This window comes from Streptomyces sp. CA-249302 (genome assembly GCF_050936785.1).
Lineage (GTDB): Bacteria > Actinomycetota > Actinomycetes > Streptomycetales > Streptomycetaceae > Streptomyces.
In genome coordinates, this window is record NZ_JBNJMG010000001.1 from 10,588,734 (window position 1) to 10,606,988 (window position 18,255).

General features: G+C 71.6%; 15 protein-coding genes. 6 read left to right on the forward strand and 9 right to left on the reverse strand.

Going from position 1 to position 18,255, the window contains the following annotated elements; genetic code table 11:
• Positions 1-23: 23 nt before the first annotated feature.
• Complete coding sequence (locus ACQEWB_RS47930) at positions 24-203, forward strand: hypothetical protein (RefSeq protein WP_432842956.1); 180 nt, start codon at positions 24-26, stop codon at positions 201-203.
• Between the two features lie 20 nt (positions 204-223).
• Here ACQEWB_RS47930 and ACQEWB_RS47935 read toward each other — a convergent pair whose 3' ends face one another.
• On the reverse strand, positions 224-892 hold the full coding sequence (locus ACQEWB_RS47935) for a sigma-70 family RNA polymerase sigma factor (protein ID WP_432842958.1): 669 nt from the start codon (positions 890-892) through the stop codon (positions 224-226).
• A 317-nt stretch (positions 893-1,209) separates the two neighbouring features.
• Between ACQEWB_RS47935 and ACQEWB_RS47940 the strand changes: the two genes are divergently transcribed.
• On the forward strand, positions 1,210-3,981 hold the full coding sequence (locus ACQEWB_RS47940) for a helix-turn-helix transcriptional regulator (RefSeq protein WP_432842960.1): 2,772 nt from the start codon (positions 1,210-1,212) through the stop codon (positions 3,979-3,981).
• A 259-nt stretch (positions 3,982-4,240) separates the two neighbouring features.
• Here ACQEWB_RS47940 and qcrB read toward each other — a convergent pair whose 3' ends face one another.
• Positions 4,241-5,806 (reverse strand): cytochrome bc1 complex cytochrome b subunit, encoded by a 1,566-nt coding sequence (qcrB, locus tag ACQEWB_RS47945; protein WP_432842962.1) that lies wholly within the window; start codon positions 5,804-5,806, stop codon positions 4,241-4,243.
• A complete protein-coding gene (locus tag ACQEWB_RS47950) occupies positions 5,803-6,048 on the reverse strand; it encodes a WhiB family transcriptional regulator (RefSeq protein WP_432842964.1) in 246 nt (81 codons plus the stop codon). Before ACQEWB_RS47950 ends, qcrB begins: the two co-directional genes overlap by 4 nt.
• Positions 6,049-6,234: 186 nt before the next feature.
• Between ACQEWB_RS47950 and ACQEWB_RS47955 the strand changes: the two genes are divergently transcribed.
• Entirely contained in the window at positions 6,235-7,014 is a 780-nt protein-coding gene (locus ACQEWB_RS47955) for a sigma factor (protein ID WP_432842966.1), read from the forward strand.
• On the opposite strand, the gene ACQEWB_RS47960 is transcribed toward ACQEWB_RS47955, so the two are convergent.
• Positions 7,007-7,930: a sigma-70 family RNA polymerase sigma factor gene (locus ACQEWB_RS47960; protein WP_432842968.1), complete on the reverse strand. Its 924-nt coding sequence runs from the start codon at positions 7,928-7,930 to the stop codon at positions 7,007-7,009. The genes ACQEWB_RS47955 and ACQEWB_RS47960 overlap by 8 nt on opposite strands.
• Positions 7,931-8,115: 185 nt before the next feature.
• Here ACQEWB_RS47960 and ACQEWB_RS47965 point away from each other — a divergent pair, with 185 nt between their 5' ends.
• Positions 8,116-8,577, forward strand: a complete 462-nt coding sequence (locus tag ACQEWB_RS47965; RefSeq protein ID WP_432842970.1) for a hypothetical protein — start codon at positions 8,116-8,118, stop codon at positions 8,575-8,577.
• Positions 8,578-8,588: 11 nt separating this feature from the next.
• On the opposite strand, the gene ACQEWB_RS47970 is transcribed toward ACQEWB_RS47965, so the two are convergent.
• The 3 genes from ACQEWB_RS47970 to ACQEWB_RS47980 all read right to left on the reverse strand — a co-directional run bounded on the left by ACQEWB_RS47970 (position 8,589) and on the right by ACQEWB_RS47980 (position 10,841).
• Positions 8,589-8,969 (reverse strand): hypothetical protein, encoded by a 381-nt coding sequence (locus ACQEWB_RS47970; protein ID WP_432842972.1) that lies wholly within the window; start codon positions 8,967-8,969, stop codon positions 8,589-8,591.
• Entirely contained in the window at positions 8,966-10,321 is a 1,356-nt protein-coding gene (locus tag ACQEWB_RS47975; protein ID WP_432842974.1) for an NAD(P)/FAD-dependent oxidoreductase, read from the reverse strand. Before ACQEWB_RS47975 ends, ACQEWB_RS47970 begins: the two co-directional genes overlap by 4 nt.
• A 70-nt stretch (positions 10,322-10,391) precedes the next feature.
• Positions 10,392-10,841 carry an SsgA family sporulation/cell division regulator gene (locus ACQEWB_RS47980; protein ID WP_432842976.1) on the reverse strand — a complete coding sequence of 150 codons (450 nt, stop codon included), beginning with the start codon at positions 10,839-10,841 and terminating at the stop codon, positions 10,392-10,394.
• A gap of 256 nt (positions 10,842-11,097) precedes the next feature.
• On the opposite strand from ACQEWB_RS47980, the gene ACQEWB_RS47985 reads away from it, so the two are divergent.
• Positions 11,098-13,749: an AAA family ATPase gene (locus ACQEWB_RS47985; protein WP_432842978.1), complete on the forward strand. Its 2,652-nt coding sequence runs from the start codon at positions 11,098-11,100 to the stop codon at positions 13,747-13,749.
• On the opposite strand, the gene ACQEWB_RS47990 is transcribed toward ACQEWB_RS47985, so the two are convergent.
• Positions 13,697-16,498 (reverse strand): AAA family ATPase, encoded by a 2,802-nt coding sequence (locus ACQEWB_RS47990; RefSeq protein ID WP_432842980.1) that lies wholly within the window; start codon positions 16,496-16,498, stop codon positions 13,697-13,699. The genes ACQEWB_RS47985 and ACQEWB_RS47990 overlap by 53 nt on opposite strands.
• A 53-nt stretch (positions 16,499-16,551) precedes the next feature.
• The gene (locus ACQEWB_RS47995) at positions 16,552-16,974 is read right to left on the reverse strand and encodes a cupin domain-containing protein (protein WP_432842982.1); all 423 of its coding nucleotides are present in this window, start codon (positions 16,972-16,974) and stop codon (positions 16,552-16,554) included.
• 214 nt (positions 16,975-17,188) lie between these two features.
• On the opposite strand from ACQEWB_RS47995, the gene ACQEWB_RS48000 reads away from it, so the two are divergent.
• Positions 17,189-18,196 carry an ROK family glucokinase gene (locus ACQEWB_RS48000; RefSeq protein ID WP_432842984.1) on the forward strand — a complete coding sequence of 336 codons (1,008 nt, stop codon included), beginning with the start codon at positions 17,189-17,191 and terminating at the stop codon, positions 18,194-18,196.
• The last annotated feature ends 59 nt before the right edge of the window (positions 18,197-18,255 follow it).

Sequence of the window (18,255 nt, forward strand, 5' to 3'; positions counted from 1 at the left end):
CCCATGCCCAGCCTGGAGACACGATGTCCCTGATCGATGAGGACCGCGTCCACCTCGCCGCCAGGTTCGAATCGCTGACCGCCGAAGCGGCCGAGCTTCGTACCCGGGCCACGGAGCTGCGCCAGGAACTCGCGGACCTCGGCGAGCGCATGAACGTCATCTCGTCCGCACTGAACCTGCGTGAGCCCGGCCGGACGCGCTGACACCCGCCGCAGCGGTCCGGTCACGGCCGGCCGCCCGCATCGGTCGACAGCACCCTTTCCAGGTGCCTGAGGTCACCGGTCTGGGCCGCCGAGAAGAACGCCTGGACGAGGCGGCGGTGCGCGACGGCGTCGACCGGCTGCCTCTCGCGGTCCCCGGTGAGACGCCGCTGGGCGCGGGCGACCTGCTGCCTCGTGTTGACGGCGCTGAGGTGCAGGATCTCGGCGATCCGGTCGTACGGGTATCCGAACCCCTCCCTCAGGACGTACGCGGCCCGTTGCCTGGGAGTGAGGGTCTCCATCAGCAGGAGAACCGCCCGCTCGACGGCGTCCTGACGCTCGGCCACCGCTTCGGGGCCCGCGTGGTGGTCCATCGGCTCCGGCAGCGAGGGGTCGGCACAGGACTCCCGGCGCTTCCAGGCGGACCGGACCACGTTGATCGCCAGCCGGACGGCGGTCGTCCTGAGCAGAGCCGACGGATTGGACACAGCCGTACGGTCGGCGACCTGCCACCGCAGCCACGTCTCCTGGATGACGTCCTCGGCCTCGTGCGCGTTCCCGACGATCTGCCTGGCGAGGGTGAGCAGTCCGGGCCTGGCCTGCACGAACACCGAGGTCGCGTCCTCCAGCGCGATGACGGACGTGCCCGCCGTCTCCCTGCCCTGCCCGTTCCCGGTGAGATGTGTGTCCATGTCCGGCTCCTCTGCTCCGTGGGTCAGCAGCTCGAAGGGCAGCCGGCACCAATGTCACGCCGGAGGGCAGCCCGGCGCGCCCTTGGAAGGCCGTAGGGGAGTGCGTGGTCGTGCGTGGGCGGTCCGTGGCCGGGGCCCCGTCCGGACCGTCGCTCCGGGAGGCGCTCGGCCCACCGCGTTCGCTTGAATCCGCAAGTTCTCCGCTTTCTCAGCCGCTTACGATGGATCAGGCTCGCCTCGGTCGCACCACGGCCGCAGTGATCCGGGAAACGCGTCGGCCGACGCGCCGCCGGGAGGGTCTGACGTGGGAGGCTGCAATGACGAGCCGCGGTTCCGGAGCCGGACTCCTCGGTAGGCGGACCGAGCGCCGGGCCCTCGACGACCTGCTGGTGGGCGCCAGGGACGGGCGCAGCGGAGTCCTGGTCCTGCGGGGTGAGGCGGGGATCGGGAAGACCGAGCTGCTGAAGTACCTGCTGGGGCGCGCCACCGGATGCCGTACCGTCAGCGCTGTCGGCGTCCAGTCCGAGATGGAGCTCTCCTACGCCGGTCTGCACCAGCTGTGCGCGCCGCTGCTGTCGGGACTCGACAGCCTTCCCGAGCCTCAGCGCGACGCACTGCGCACCGCGTTCGGGCTGCACGGCGGGGCCGCGCCCGACCGGTTCCTGGTCGGTCTGGCCACGCTGAGCCTCCTCTCGGACGCCGGCGGAAGCGAGCCGCTGGTCTGCGTCGTCGACGACGCGCAGTGGCTGGACCGGGTCTCGGCGCAGACCCTGGAGTTCGTCGCCCGCAGGCTGCTCGCCGAGTCGGTGGTGCTCGCCGTCGCCGTGCGTGAGCCGACCACCGGTGAGATGTTCACCGGCCTCCCCGAACTGCCCGTGACCGGGCTGATCGAGGACGACTCCCGGAAGCTTCTCGCGTCGGTGGTCACCGGCCCGCTCGACCACAGGGTGCGCGACCGCATCGTCGCGGAGACCCGCGGCAACCCGCTGGCCCTGCTCGAACTGCCGCGCGCGCTCACCGTGCCGGACTCGGCCGGCGGCGTCGGGCGCAGCAGCGCGGGGCCGGTGGCGAACCGGCTGGAGCAGGACTTCCTGCACCGTGTCCGGGCGCTGCCGGCCGACACGCAACGCCTGCTGTTCGTCGCCGCGGCGGAACCCGTCGGCGACACGGCACTGCTCCTGCGTGCCGCCGACCGGCTGGGCATCGCCGTGGACTCGGCCGCCGCGGACGCCGAGGCCTCGGGACTGATCACCCTCGGCGCCTGGGCGCGTTTCCGACACCCGCTGGTGCGTTCGGCGGCCTATCGCGCGGCGGGACCGGACGACCTGCGCGAGGTGCACAGAGCCCTGGCGGACGTGACCGACGCCCAGCTCGATCCGGACCGTCGGGCGTGGCATCTGGCGCGAGCGACGGTGCGACCCGACGAAGCGGTGGCCGCCGAGCTGGAGCGTTCGGCGGACCGGGCGCAGGCACGCGGCGGGGTCGCCGCGGCGGCCGCCTTCCTCGACCGGGCCGCCCAGCTGACGCCCGACGCCACGACCCGCGGAATCCGGGCGCTGGCGGCGGCACACGCCAAATACCAGGCCGGCGCTTTCGACGCCGCCCGGGAACTGGCGGGCGCGGCCGAGCTGGGCCCCCTCGACGACCTCGGCGCCGCACGGTCGATCCTGCTGCGCGGCCGGATCACGAGCGCCTCCGACAGCGCCGGAGCCGGCCTGCCGCTGCTGCTCGAAGCGGCCAGACGACTGGGGCCGCTCGACGCCGGACTCGCCCGTGAGACGTACCGGGACGCGATCTACGCGGCCCTCACCGCCGGACGGCTGCCGCAGGGCGAGGGGATCCACGAAGTGGCCCAGGCCATTCTCGCGACGCCCACGCCCGCCGAACCGACACGTGACGATCTCCTCCTGGACGGTCAGGCGCGACTGACCGTCCAGGGCTACGCCGCGGGGACGCCGATGCTGCTCCAGGCGCTGACCGCGTTCCGTGCGGGCGGGATCTCGCCGAAGGAAGGCCTCGGCTGGCTGCCGCTCGCCTGCCGCCTGGCCCACAGCACCTGGGACTTCGAGAGCTGGTCCGTGCTCTCGGCACGGCTGGTCGACCTCGCACGCGAGACGGGAGCCCTGTCGGTGCTGCCGTCGGCACTGCTGCTCCGTCTGTCGAACCGGGTCTTCGCCGGTGATCTCGCCGGTGCCGGCTCCCTGGTCGCGGAGGCGACGGCGATCGGTGAGGCGACCGGCAGCAGCTTCTTCGCGCACTACAGCGCGCTGGTCGTAGAGCCCTGGAAGGGCAGGGAGGCCACCACCCGGCAGGCGATCGACGCGGTCACCCAGGACCTCCTGCTGCGTGGGGAGGGCAAGGTGGAGACCGCCACGCAATGGGCCGCGGCGGTGCTCTACAACGGCCTCGGCAGATACGCGGAGGCGTATACGGCCGCACTGCGGGGCTGCGAGAACCCGCAGGAACTCGGTCTCTCCCTCCAGTCCACGGTCGAGCTGGTCGAGGCCGCCGTACGACTGGGCAGGCCCGCGGACGCAGGCGCGGCGGTGCGCAGGATCAGCGACATGGCGCAGGCCGCCGGTACCGAGTGGGCACTCGGCACCTCGGCCGGCGTCCGCGCTCTGCTGAGCGAGGGGCAGGCCGCCGACGCCCTGTACCGCGAGGCGATCGACCGCCTCGGTGGCGCGGGGGTGCGAATGGACCTCGCCCGGACCCACCTGCTGTACGGGGAATGGCTGCGCCGCGAGCGACGCCGGGCCGACGCCCGCGCTCAACTGGGCGTCGCACACGACATGCTCAGCGGCATCGGAGCCGCGGCGTTCGCCGAACGGGCGCGCCGCGAACTCCAGGCGACCGGAGCGAGGATCCGCACGCATTCCGCCGCGACGCAGGTGGCCCTCACCCCCCAGGAGGAGCAGATCGCCCGCCTGGTCCGGGACGGCCTGACGAATCCCGAGATCGGCGCCCAGCTGTTCATCAGCCCCCACACCGTGGAATGGCATCTGCGGAAGGTGTTCTCGAAGCTCGGCATCACCTCCCGCAAGGAGATCCGCACGATACGGCTGGCGGGCGAGGCGGCGTCGGCCTAGGGCCTGTCCGACGGATCAGGCCGGCTGTGAGAAACGGCGCTGACCGGCCAAGTCGAGCGGGGGCTGGTGCTCCCCCACTGCCTTGAGGGCGTGGGAGGTACCCCCAAGTTGCAAGGCGGAGGAGGGAGTCGACGCGGTGGGGGCACCTCCCGGCCGAAGGCTGGGGGACGTCGGCGAGTGACGACAACGCGGCTGGGGTCCCCCTCTGGGGGAGCGCGTGTGAGCCCCCGCGACGCCGGCATGATCCGCCGGACAGGCCCTAGGCGTGGTCGTCGGTGTGTCCCTTGTGCAGGGCCTGGTATTCCCGCGCGGTCGGCTTGGCGATCTGCGCACCTGCACCGTAGAGGATCCCGCTGATCCGGGAACGCAGCTGCTGGGAGAGGCGGTCACCGGGACCGATCGGTTCGTACTGCTCGTGCTGGGTGAGGACATGGAGTTGTTCCTGACACAACGGCTCGTGCACCTCGACGAATTCGCCGGCGGGCAGGCGCTTGACGATGCCGGTCTCGCGTCCGTGCAGTACTTTGTCGCGGTCGCCGCGCTGAAGGCCGAGTGCCAGTCGTTTGGTCAGGGCAAAGGCCGTGACGGGAACGACGAAGAGCCCGATGCGGACCGCCCACGTCACCGACTCGACCGACACATGGAAACGGACGGCGATGATGTCGTTCCCGGCGCCGATCAAGGACGCCAGGTAGAAACTGAGCCATGCGACGCCAAATGCCGTTCGTACGGGACGGTTACGTGGTCGGTCCAGAAGGTTCTGCTCACGGCTGTCGCCGGTCGCCCAGGATTCGATGAACGGATATGCGCCCAGGGCCAGGAAGAGACCGACACCCACGGTCAGCGGAATCAGGTTGTCGAGCGCGAGGGTGTGCCCCCAGAAGTCGATTTCCCAGCCCGGCATCACCCGGAGCAGTCCGTCCGCCACGCCCATGTACCAGTCGGGCTGTGACCCGGCCGAAACTTGATCGGCGCGGTAAGGCCCGTACTGCCAGACGGGGTTGATCTGCGCGACGGAGGCCATGACGAAGACGGCACCGGTCACCAGCAGGAAATAACCGGAGGACTTGACGACGCGCACCTTGGCCGGGACGCCCACGACATTGCCGTTGGTACGTCCACGGCCCGGGTACTGGGTGTGCCCGTGGTAGAGCATCAGGGCCAGATGGGCGGTCAGCAGTCCCACCATGAGGCCGGGGATGACCAGCACATGGATGGTGTTGAAGCGTGCCACCAGGTCGTCGCCGGGGAACTCGCCGCCGAAGAGGAACATGGACAGGTACGTTCCGACGACGGGAATCGAAAGGATCGTTCCGTTCACCACGGCGAGGCCGGTCCCGGAAAGCAGGTCGTCCGGGAGGTCGTATCCCGTCAGCCCGGCGAACATGGCGAGGATCAACAGCAGAAATCCCATCAGCCAGGTGAACTCGCGCGGTTTACGGAAGGCGCCCGTGAAGAACACCCGCATCATGTGGGCGAGTACGGCGGCGACGAAGACCAACGCCGCCCAGTGGTGGGCCTGCCGGATCAGCAGACCGCCACGGACGTCGAAGGAGATGTGCATGGTCGAGTCGAAGGCCTCCGACACCGTCTGGCCGCGGAGGGGCGCGTAACTCCCGGCGTACTGCACCTCCTTCATCGACGGATGGAAGTAGAAGGTCAGATATACGCCCGTGACGACGAGAACGACGAAGCTGTAGAGACAGATCTCCCCCAGCATGAAGGACCAGTGGTCCGGAAACGCCCGTCGTGCTCTTCCTCTGACCAGCCGGCGCAGGCCCAGGCGTCCGTCGGCCCAGTCGGCGATCCTTTCGCCCTTCTTCATCGCGCTGCCGCCCGGGTCTCGGTTCCGCGCATCGCCCGGCGTTCGCTTTCCGTCGTTCCGCCCCAGATGCCGTCCACGCGTCCCATCCGCACCGCCCAGTCGAGGCACGGCTCGGCGACGGGACAACGGCCGCAGACGGCCTTCGCCTCGTCGATCTGCCGAAGGGTGGGACCGCTGTTGGAAATGGGGAAGAAAAGCTCGGGATCTACGCGCAGGCAAGCGGCCCGTTCACGCCATTGCATGGCATGGTCACCTCGTTCAGCAGTCAAGGGAAAAGAAGTGCGGCGTCGTCCTGTAAGACCAGGCAGCCGCCACATGTGTGACATGCCGTCGAGCGGGGCCGGTGTCACACGATCTGCGACTTCCCGGTCTTACCGGTTGAGCCGACGCGCCTGCCGCGTACGGGGCAGCGAGAGCGAGGACGCCCTATGGACCAGAGCGATGCGGTACCGATCGACGAGCTGTGGGAGGAGCGGCGGTTCCTGCTCGATGTCGCCCACTGGATGCTGGGCGACCCGGGCGCGGCGGACAGCGTCGTCGACGAGGCGTATCACCGGTTGTACGAGCTGTCCGACACGGCACGCCGGCCGGTCACCGTCCCCCGGGCCTGGCTGGCGAGGACCGTGGGAGGGATCTGCCTGGACCGCCTCGAACGGCCCGGCCGGGTCAACGCCCTGGAGTCGCTGCCGACCGCCGAGCGCGCCGCGTTAGTGTTCCGGGTCTTCGGGATGGCCCCGGGCGCGGTCGCCGACATCGTCGGCCGCACGGAGCCGGAGCTCGCCGAACTCGGCGAACGGGCCAGGCAGTGGCTGCGGCTGCGGCGCACCCGTCCCACGACACCGCAGCAGCAGGACGCCGTCGCCCACGCCGTGCGCCGGGCCTGCGCCACCGCGGACGGCGAGCTGCTCACGTCGTTGTTGTCCTCGGACGCGGCAGCGTTCTTCGACGGCGGTGGCAAGGTACGGGCGCTGACCGGACCGGTCCACGGCTGCCGGCCGGTCGCCGACAGCCTCCTGACGCTCCTGGCGCGAAGCCCGCACACCACCCTGACCACCCATTCCGTCAACGGCCGGACCGGTCTCGTGGCCCGCTACGGCCACCGGGTCGCCGCAGTCATCAGCCTCGACGTCTCGGACGACCGGGTCGTCCAGGTCTGGGTCATGCTCAACCCCGACAAATTGAGGTCCTGGAACCGCCGCCCTACGTGAGACCAGGGGCGCCCGCGAGACGGGAACGCGAGTCCAGGAATGAGGCGATCTTGCTCGGTGTGAACACCCACAGCACCTGGTGGATACCGTGTTTCGAAGCGGCCGCGGTCATGAAGGCGAGAGTCCCGCCGTCCCGGTGGACCAGCACGCCCGTGGCGCCGTTGGCGTCTACCAGCTCGGGCACCGCCTCCTGCCACAGCCGCCGATAGGCCGAGAGCCTGGCCACCCGGGTCCGGCCCAGTACGGGAACCCGGGCGCAACCGCGCATGCCGTTGCCGTCGGAGAGGCTGACGGCATCGGGCGCGAGCAGGGCTTCCAGTGACGCCACGTCCCCCGTCCTGGCCGCCGCGACGAAGGCGTTCAGAAGGCGACGATGTTCAGCCGCGTCCACGGTCTCCCGCCGCTCGTCCAGCAGATGCCGGCGAGCACGGCTGACGATCTTCCGCACATTGACGAGGCTGACTTCGAGCATGTCGGCGATCTCCGCGTAGGCGTAGTCGAACGCCTCGCGCAGTACGTAGGCGGCGCGCTCGAGGGGAGTCAGCTTCTCCATCACCAGCAGCAGCGCCATCTCCACCGCCTCCGCGCGCTCGGCACCGACCTCGGGATCCGCGCCTGTGTCGACGGGTTCCGGCAGCCACGGTCCGATGTACGTCTCCCGACGCACACGCGCCGACTGCGCGACGTTGATGGCCAACCGGGTCGTGGCACTCGACAGGAAGGCCGCAGGGCTCAGCACCACTGAGCGGTCGGTCTTCTGCCAGCGCAGCCACACCTCCTGGACCACGTCCTCGGCCTCGACCGTGCTGCCGAGTATGCGGTAGGCGATCCCGAAGAGCCGTCGACGGTGGTGCACGAAGACGGCGACAGCGTCGTCAAGGTCGTCGGGTGTGCTGAGGGACGGTTCGACATACATGATCCACTGGCCTCCGTTGCTACGGTTCATCCGCTGCATGGACCGTGATCGACCTGCGCTTGTGACAGAAATGGACGATGTTTTCACGGACATGCGAAATGCCACTGTTCGAGACACTGAGATGCTCTGTCTGACACGCGGAGCGCTGCATATGATGTGGGCAAGGGTTGAGGAGGGGAGAACCGATGGTCTCCGCGAGCCGTACGGCGCACAGCATCGAGGTCACCGCCGAGGGACTTCAGGCGGAACTGGCCCGCCTGCAGTTCCAGAAGCAGGCGCTGGAACGGGAGTTGGCGGCGGTCGTGGCGCACCTCGGCTCGGTACAGCGGGCCCTCGGCGCTCTCGAGAGCGCGCTGGTCACTCCGGCAGCCGCTCCCCGGGTGGACGAGCACACCGCGCCCGGTGCCTCACGGACGGACTCCGGCGGGGACGCGGACAGACAGTACGGAAAACTCACCGAGCAGATCCTGGCGTACTTCGCCGAGGCCGGTGACGTCGACGTACGGGCCCGTGAGGTCGCGGCGGCACTCGGCCGTGACACCGACAGCGGAAGCATCAACGCGGTCCGCAGCACACTCGATCGCCTCGTCGCCTCCTCCCGCATCCAGCGCGCCGGCAGGGGCCTGTACCGCACCTGGCGTTCCTAGCCGGCGCACGGTCACCGCGACGACCCCAGGACCACCACGACGCACACGACCATCGCCAGGGTGATCAGCGCCATCCCGCCGAGTGTTCGGCGCAGCCAGTGCCGGATCCTGACGTGGTGCTGCGCCTCCATCGCGTCGGTGCGCTCGGCGATGTGATCGGTCACCATGCGGGCGACGTGCTTCTGCTCGTCGACGTACCACCGCTCGATGTCCCGCTTCTGCTCGGGGGTGAGTCCCTCCACGCGCGCGGTGAAGTCCGCCACACGGCGGTGCGTCGCTCCCGCATGGGCCTCCCGGTACAGGAAGCCCTCGATGTCGGTCAGGCCGCGGGCGGCCTCCTCGCGTGCGGCCACGGCGTACCCCCGATGGAAACGAGAACCCCACATGGTCATGCTGCACTGCCCTCCTTGGCACGGCCGGCGCCCGGGTCCTGCGTCCGCCCGTCCGCCACGAAGGCCTCCCGCGGGTGCTGGACGGAGGCGAGGGACACGAGGTCCCGGCCGGTCAGGGCCGCGGTGAGCCAGACCGCCAGAACGCGGATCTTCCGCTCCCAGCTGGGCACCGCCAGTACGTGGTAACCCCGGTGCATCAGCCATGCCGGGAACCCCTTGATGACGATGCCCTTGTACTGGAAGACGCCTCGCCCCAGCCCCAGCGTCGCCACCACACCCAGGCTGCCGTGGCGGTAGTCGCGGACGCGCCGCCCGCGCAGGTCGGCCACGAGGTTCCTGGCCAGACGCCTGCCCTGGCGCACGGCGTGCTGGGCGTTGGGCACCGTGCGCGTGCCCGGGACCGGCGAGGCCAGGTCGGGGACGGACGCGTCGTCGCCGGCGGCCCACACGTCCGGCACGGGTTCGGCGTCGGTGCCCACGCGCAGGTCGGCGCGGGCCAGCAGCAGGCCGCGCTCGTCGAGCGGCAGGTCCGTGTGGTTGTGCACGACCGGGTTCGCGGCGTTGCCGGCGGCCCAGACGATCAGTTCCGAGTCGTACTCGGTTCCGTCGGAGAGGACCACGTGGCCGTCCTCGGCGGACAGCAGGTGCGTGTTCAGATGGACATGCGCGCCGCGGCCCTCCAGGTGGCGCACCACCCAGGCGCCCGGCCTGTCGCCCACCTCGGGCAGGATGCGGCCCCGGGCCTCGACCAGGTGGAAGGAGACGTCGTCGGCGGTGAGTTCCGGATAGGACCTGAGCATCGCGGTCGCCAGTGACAGCAGTTCACCGAAGCCCTCGACGCCGGAGAACCCGCCTCCGACGAACGTGACGGTGAGCAGCTTCTGCCGCTCGGGGCCGGCCGGCAGCGACGCGGCCTGGTCGAACGCGGTCATCAGCCGGTCGCGGATCGCCACCGCCTCCTCCACGTGCTTGAGACCGATGGCCCGCTGCGCGAGTCCGGGAATGGGGAAGGTGCGGGTCACGGCGCCGGCCGTGACCACGAGGATGTCGTAGCGAAGCTCGTAGGCGTCGCCGCGCACCGGACGGACGGTCACCGTACGGTCCGCGTTGCGGATACCGGTCACGGTGCCCGAGACCAGCCGGGTGCCGCGCAGGTGCCGCCGCAGGGACACGACGGCGTGACGTGCCTCCACCGAACCGGCCGCCACCTCGGGCAGGAAGGGCTGATAGGTCATGTACGGGCGCGGGTCGACGACCGTGACCCGGGCCTCGCCCGGACGCAGCTTCTTCTCCAGGCCCCAGGCGGTGTAGAAGCCCGCGTAGCCGCCGCCGACGATCAGAATCTCTCGCATGACTGCCTCTGCTTGTTGTCCGTCACCATGTAGACCGCGTATGCCGGGCCGGTGTGACACGCGACGGGCCCTAGCGAAGCGACTCACCGGGGCCGCTCAGGAGTTGGTGGACGGCTCCGTCCATGTCCAGGTGGCACTCCTCGGTGCCGGTGGGCACCATCGCGAGGGTCCGTCGGAGGAAGGCCCCCAGGACTCGTGTCGAGACGGTCACGACGACCGCCTCCTGCTTCGGACACGGGCACAGCGCGATGTGCACCCTGTCCGCCCCCGGATCCCGGCAGGGCCAGACCTGGACGTCGCCGACACCGGTGAGCTTCTCCAGCCCGTCCAGGAGGAGATCGCGGCCGACCACCCAGCACACGGTCGTCTCCGTGCACATGTGGAACGTCAGGGACACCGCGTAGGGATCGGCTCTGTCGTAGAACAGATCGAGCATCACGGGCCGGTCGGTGCCTTCGGCCACGACCAGGCGGACAACCATCCGGCACACCACCGGAGTGGGACTGTCGGGTTCACTCATCACATCACCGCTCGGTAAATCGGTGGGATCAGGAGAGGATCGGCGCGCACACGGTGTGCTACGTCATGTGCCCGCTCGTGTGATCCAGGGACAGCACGATTCTGCGCGGCTCCCGCGGGCCCGCACCATCAGTCAAATGACCTGCAAGTCGCCGCGCAGTCACGTGACTGATGTTTGTCCTCGTGGGCCGGTGCACGGTGAGGGCAAGCCTTCCCACCGTGCGGTGGGAAGGACGGCGCAAACGTACGGAGTACCCATGTCACTCGGCTCGCGCGTCGAACGGTTGCCCCGGACACATGAGGTGGTCGGGCGTGCGCGGCAGCTCCGGGAAATCACGGCGCTGCTCGGGCAGGACCCGGCCGGCGGCCGTGCCCTGCTCCTCTCCGGGGAGCCGGGCGTCGGCAAGAGCGTGCTGCTCGGGGAGGTCGCCAGGGTCATGTCCGGGGCAGGCGCCCAGGTGCTGACGGCCGTCGGCGTCCGGTTCGAGGCCGAGCTCGCCCACGCCGGACTCCACCAGTTGCTGTTGCCGCTCAACGACCGGATCGACCGCTTGGAAGACACTCATCGAAGGGTTCTGCGCAGCGCGCTGGGCTACGGGGGCGGTCCGCTGCCCGACGGTCGTCAGGTGGGCGACTCGGTGATCTTCCTGCTGCGTCAAGTGGCCGTCGAACGCCCCGTGTTCATCGCCGTGGACGATCTCGCCAGTTTCGACCGGGCCACTTCGGCGGTGCTGGGCTCCGTCGCCCGGCGGTCGGCGGGCAGCCGTATCGGATTCCTCGCCGCCTGCCGATCGGGAGCCGAGACCTCCTTCGAGCGGGCCGGGCTCACCGAGTACGAGCTGGCGCCGCTGGATCGCGACGCGGCCGCGGAACTGCTCGCAGTCCGCTTTCCGGCGCTGGCCGCAGCGGCGCGGGACCGCGTCCTGGCACAGGCGCAGGGCAACCCGCTGGCGCTCGTGGAGCTGTCCGCCGCACTGAGCGGACCGGAACGTGACGCGCCGGCCGATCTGCCCGACGTACTGCCCCTCTCCCCACGTCTTCGGAGTCGCCACGCTTCGCGCGTGGCCCGCCTGCCGGCCGAATCGCGCCGGCTCCTGCTGCTCCTCGCCCTCGACGGCACCGGAGATCCGGGTGTCCTCCGTGCCGGACCGGACGACCCGGAGGTCCGAGCGGCGCTGTCAGCGGCGGAATCGGACCGTCTGATCACCTTCGACCGCACGAACCGCCGGGTCGTCTTCCGGCATCCGCTGATGAGGGCCGCGGTCGTCGAGACCAGCACCCTGACCGAGCGCTGCCAGGCCCATCGCACGCTGGCCGGGATCCGCGCGGAGGCACCCGAGCGGCGGGCCTGGCACCTGGGCCGGGCGACCCTCGTTCCCGACGAGCGCGTCGCCGCCCTGCTGGAGGAGGCAGGGCATCGTTCCGCCCGGCGAGGTGACGCCACGGCAGCGGTCGCCACCTTCACCCGGGCCGCCGAACTGAGCCCCCGCCCCGCGGACCGCGCACGCCGGCTGACCCGGGCCGCCCATCTGCGCGCCGACGCGACCGGTGAGCCGCGCGCGGCGGCGGAGCTCCTCGACCGCGCCCGGCGCGCGGACCCGGACCTGACGGGGTCTCCGCTGACCGCCGCCACGGCGGCTCTCCTCCTGCTGAACGGCGGTGACGGCGACATCGACATGGCCCACCGCCTCCTGGTGGAGGCCGTCGAGAGCGTCGGCCATGGAGACGAGGCCGAGGACGACGCCCTCGTCGAGGCACTGCGCACCCTGCGGTTGGTGTGCTGGTCCGGTGGCCGGGACACCTTGTGGAAACCCTTCCACGCGGCCCTCGACCGGCTGAACACGGCCCCCGAGCGGCTCATGGAGTCACGGGAAGCCTCCTGGGAGGCGGTCCGTCGGGGACGCCGGGGCGGCCACGTACGCCGGCACATCGACGCACTCATGCGCCTGTGCCTGGAGGATTTTCCGGCCGGCCGGTGGGAGGAGGCCGCAACGCTGGCCGCCGAGGGCCGGCGGATCTGCGAGGAGCGCCGATACCCGTTCTTCTCCTGGTGTTTCGAGTACCACCAGGCGCTGCTCGCGGCCGTCCACGGGCGCTTCGAGGAGAGCCGGAGTGCGGCCGACCGGATCACGCAGTGGGCCGTGCCTCGTGGGGTCCTGACGGCGGCGGCCTTCGCCGACCATGCGCGGGTCCTCGCCGAACTCGGTGCCGGCGACTACGAAAGCGCGTACCGCCACGCCGTGGCGATCAGACCTGTGGACGGAGCGGCGTTCCACGCTCCGTACGCGCTGTGGGGCGGCATGGACCTGGTGGAAGCGGCGGTCCACACCCGGCGCGCCGCTGAGGCGGAGGCACACGTGCGGGCGATGCGGGAGGCCGGTGTCGCGGCGCTCTGCCCGCGGTCGGCGCTGCTGGTGGCGGGCTCGGCCGCGCTGGTCGCACCCGATGACGACGCGGTCGACCGTTTCGAGCAGGCGCTGGCGGTCCCGGGAGCGGGGGACCGGCCGTTCGATCTGGCCCGGATCCGGCTGGCCTACGGGGAGCGTCTGCGGCGCATGCGCTTCGTCACGGAGGCCCGAGCCCAACTGGACGCGGCGGCCACGGTGTTCGAGCAGCTGGGCGCCCGGCCCTGGGCGGACCGGGCCGCGGGCGAACTCCGTGCCACCCGCCGGTCCCGCACCGCAGCGAAGCACGGTTCCGTGACCCTGACCGCGCAGGAACAGGAGATCGCCGTACTCGCCGCCTCCGGACTGACCAACAAGCAGATCGGCGAACGCCTCCACCTTTCGCCCCGGACCGTGGGCACGCACCTCTACCAGCTGTTCCCGAAACTCGGAATCGCCTCACGCGCGGCGCTCAGGGACGCGCTCGCGCCTCTTCCTGTGCGGCGAGGGCCTCGCCGAGCGTGACACGCGAGGTGATGCCCAGCTTCGGGAAGATCCGGTGCAGGTGGGCCGCCACGGTTCGGTGGGAGAGGAACAGACGTTCCCCGATCTGCTTGTTGGTCAGTCCGGAAGCGGCGAGTACGGCGATCTCCTGTTCCTGCTCCGTGAGCGGGTCGGCCCCCAGATCCTGGTGGACCGTCCAGGTGGCGTTGCGGCCGGCGGCCCGCAGTTCCTCGGCCGCTCGCGCCGCCCAGGGGGCGGCCCCGAGCCGACGGAAGGTCTTGAGGGCGGCGGCGAGGTGCGTCCGGGCGTCCGCGACGGCCCGTGCGCGACGCAGGTGCTGCCCGTAGGCCAGCCGCACCCGGGCCAGATCGAAGGGCCAGCGTTCGGTGCCGGGAACGGCGAGCGCCTCCTCGAAGGCGGCGGCCCGGTCCTCGGGCGCGGCGAGCGCGGCCGAACCGGCGGTGACCAGGGCCAGGCGGCCGGAGATGCCGGGCAGGCCCGTCCGCCGCATCGCGGCGACATGGGCGAGTGCCTCGGCGCGGCGACCACTGCGCACGGCGGCTTCCACCAGGTCCATGGGAACCCAGAGAGCCAGCGGCGCATGGGGGGCCAGCACGCCTGGCGGGCTGATCGCCCAGGCGTCGAGGTAGGCCTCCTCGTGGTCACCGCGTCCGAGGGCGGCCAGCGCCGTCATGTGCCGCGCGAAGTGCTCGACGGTCCGGGCGCCGCGGGGCACCGCCCAGTCCGTGATCCCCCGTGCCAGCTCCCGCACCGTGCCGTCGTCGCCCCGCGCCGCGGCCAGCAGGCCCCGGGCCCGGTGGAACTGCTGGGCCAGCATCTGATAGCCGTGCGCCTCGCACAGCGCCAGCCCCTCCACCGCGAGACGGCCGCATTCGTCCCACCGACCCGTCATGAAGTCGTCCAGGCACAGCACCACCAGCGCGATGAGCGCCGACGTGACCGCGCCGCCTTCTCGCCCGTTCTCGACGACGGGCCAGAGCGCCGCACGGCACCCCGTCGCCCGGTCCACGAACAGTGCCGCCATCGCGACCCGTTCGATCCGGCTCGGATCCGTCTCCCGGTGCAGGTCCTGGACGACCGCGTCGAGCAGCCCGAGAGCTGTCGCGGAGGAGCGTGCCGGATCGGCGTACACATCGCCGAGCAGTTCCTGGAGGGGAGGCATCGGCACGGTCAGCTGCGCCAGGGCGGCCTGGTAAGCGTCCCAGAGCTCCGCCCTGCCCGCGCACAGGCACACCCTGCGCAGGGTGCAGAGCGCCTCGAAGAGCGCCTCGTCGTCACCGTCGGACCGGCCGTCCCGGGTCGTGATCGCACCGACCAGGAGCCGGTGCGCGGTGTTGACATCACCGTCGCGGTTCAGCAGCACCTGGGAGGCCGCGGCGGCCGCTCGCAGCGATCCGCGGAGTTCGGGGTCGGCGCGCCGGGCCTCCACCAGCAGTTCGGCCGAGGTACGCAGCTCTCCGGCGACGTCCGCGCCCACGAAGGCGGCCTCGGCGAGCCGTCTGCCGCGGCCCGCGGGGCCGGGAGTGAGGTCCGCGGACCGTACCAGCGCATTGAAGGCGCCGACCGCGTCGCCGCGCCGCCGGGCCCGGTGCGCGGTGTCCTCCAGGAGCGCGGCGACCTCCTCGTCGGGATCCGGCGTGGCCTCGGCCAGGTGCCAGGCCCGGCGATCGGGCTGACCGGTCAGCGCCTCGGCCAGAGCGCGGTGGGCGGCCAGGCGCTGACCGCCGGTCGAGCCCGACACGACGGTCGCGCGGATCAGCGGATGGTGGAAGGACAGCCGCCCCAGCCCCCGATGTTCGATCCTCAGCAGCTGCGCCCGCTCCGCCGGGGCGAGCAGGGCCGGCACGTCCTCGCCCGGGGCGGCGGCCCGCAGCACCGACAGGTCGCCGCCGCCCTCCAGTGCGGCCAGGAGCAGCAGCCGGCGGGTGGGGGCCGGCATCTCCGCGACCCGGGAGCCGTACAGGTCCCGCAGCCGACGGCTGAGCGGGAGCGCCTCGGAGGGCAGCACGCCCGCGCTGCCCCGCGAGTCGTCGAGCGCGGCCGGCAGTTCCAGCAGCGCCAGCGGGTTGCCCCCGGCCTGCGCGAGGACCCGCCGCAGGTCCTGCCCGGCGAGCAGCGGGAAGCGCTCGCCGACCAGGTCGGCCGCCGCCGTGTCGTCCAGCGCGGACACCGTGAACTCGGGAAGTCCCGCGCGTTCGAAGAAGCTCTCGAACCCCGGCCGCCAGGCGGCGAGCAGGCCCACGCGGCTCCCGGCCAGCCGCCGGGCGACGAACGCGAGCGCCGCGGCGCTCGCCCGGTCCACCCACTGCAGGTCGTCGATGACCAGCAGCACGGGACGGCTGCCCGCCGCCCGGCGGAGCAGCGCCAGCACGGCCCCGTAGAGGACCAGCCGATCCACCGGGGCACCGTCACCCGCGCCCAGCGCCACGGTCAGCGCCTCGCGGTGCGCCGGGTCGAGCCCGTCGTACTCGTGCAGCAACGGTTCGAGTACGTGGTTCAGGCCGGCGAAGCTCAGATCCGCGAGGAACTCGACCCCGCCGGAGCGCAGGACCAGCGCACCGGCCGCCGAGGCCGCCGTGGCCGCGGCATCCAGCAGCGCGGACTTGCCGACCCCCGGCTCCCCGGACAGCACCAGGACTCCACCGTGCCCGAGCACCTGGTCGACGTACGACCGGAGCAGCTCCAGCTCCCGGTCGCGTCCTACCAGCCCCTCGCCCGTGCCGCGCGGCGCCGACCCCTGACCGGCCACAGTGGCCCCCTTCGAGAACTGACGTGGCGGGACTCCCGTCCCCGGGCCGTGGTTCAGTCGGCGGAAGGCCGCGGGGCGCGCAGGTGGGCCCGCTGCTCCAGCTCCTCCTCGTCGACCAGCGTGAGCATCGGCTGTCCGGGCGCGCACAGCATGATCACGACGTACTTGGCCGGCGTGTCCGACAGGGCGTTGCCGTTCTGGTAATGGATCACCTCACCGCCCGGCTCCCAGAACGTCTCGCCCGCCCTGATCACCCGCTCGGGCTCGCCCTCGAGCTCCCACCGCACGGCGCCTTCGGTGACGTAGCCGAAACAGGGGCCCGAGTGCCGGTGCGGTGGCGTCCCCGGGTGTCCCGGAGGCCACTCGACCACCACGGTCATCGCCGAAGCGCCCTCCGGCACGAAGGGCGGCTTGACGTCCGCCAGCATCCGGGGCCCGGTCCCGTCCCGGCCACCGTGCTCGTCCGTCCCGCTCATTGATCGGTTGTCCAACATCGACTCACGCCTCCGGCTCGATCGAACTTGCTCGCCCAGGAAGACAAGGCGAGTCCCGGATGTGTGACACAACGAGAAACCACAGCCGACCCGGCCGCAGTCGAATGACTCATGCAACTCGCCACCGGACCAAGGAAGCTGAGCCAGAGGTCGAGCGCCGCTCCCTCACACGAAGTCACAACGTTAGGAACACACCATGTCGCATGGTCCCCTTGTGCACGAGCGGAACGGCGGTCTGACCGTCGGTGTCGATCTCGGCGGCACGAAGATCGCCGCCGGGGCTGTCGACCCCGGCGGGGAGGTCGTCGCCCGGGTGCGCGTTCCGACACCGCACGACCCGGACCGGATCGCAGGGGCAATCGCCGAGGCGGTCCAGCGGGTCCGCGAGGGCCGCAACGACGTCCGGGCGGTCGGCGTCGGAGCCGCCGGATACGTGGACGCGGACCGCTCGACGGTGCGCTTCGCGCCCAACCTGGGCTGGCACGACAAGGAGATCCGGGACATCGTCCAGGGGGCGACGGGGCTTCCGGTCGTCGTCGAGAACGACGCGAACGCCGCCGCGTGGGGCGAGTTCATCCACGGTGCCGGTGCCGGGCACGAGGACATGCTGATGGTCATGGCGGGCACCGGCCTGGGCGGCGGCATCATCAGCCGGGGCCGGCTCTTCCGCGGCCGATTCGGCATGGCCGGCGAGATCGGCCACTACCGGGCAGTCCCCGACGGACGGCCCTGCCCCTGCGGCCAGTACGGCTGCATGGAGCAGTACGCCAGCGGAGCGGCCCACACCCGCCGCGCCCGCGAGATGGCTGCCGCCGATCCGGTACGGGCCGCGGCGGTGCTCGCGCTGGGCGACGGCACCCCCGCCGGCCTCGACGGACACCATGTGACCGAGGCCGCCCTCACCGGCGACGCCTTCTCCCTGGAGGTGTTCACGCGATCGGGCCGCTGGCTGGGCCAGGCCCTCGCCGACCTCGCCTCCATCCTCGACCCGTCCGTCCTCGTCATCGGCGGCGGCCTCGGTGACACCGGCGAGCTGATCAGGCGCCCGGCCGAGGTCTCCTACCGGCGGGCCCTGGGCGGCGGTGAGCACCGTGTCTACGCCGAGGTCCGCACCGCAACCGTCGGATCGGACGCCGGCCTCGTCGGTGCCGCGCACCTCGCCCGCCTCCACGAACTGCTCGTGCCCCCCGTGGCCCACGTCTGAGCCGTGCCAGGTCGGCAACGCAGTCGTCATCCCGATCCACGTCCTCTACGACCGGTGCA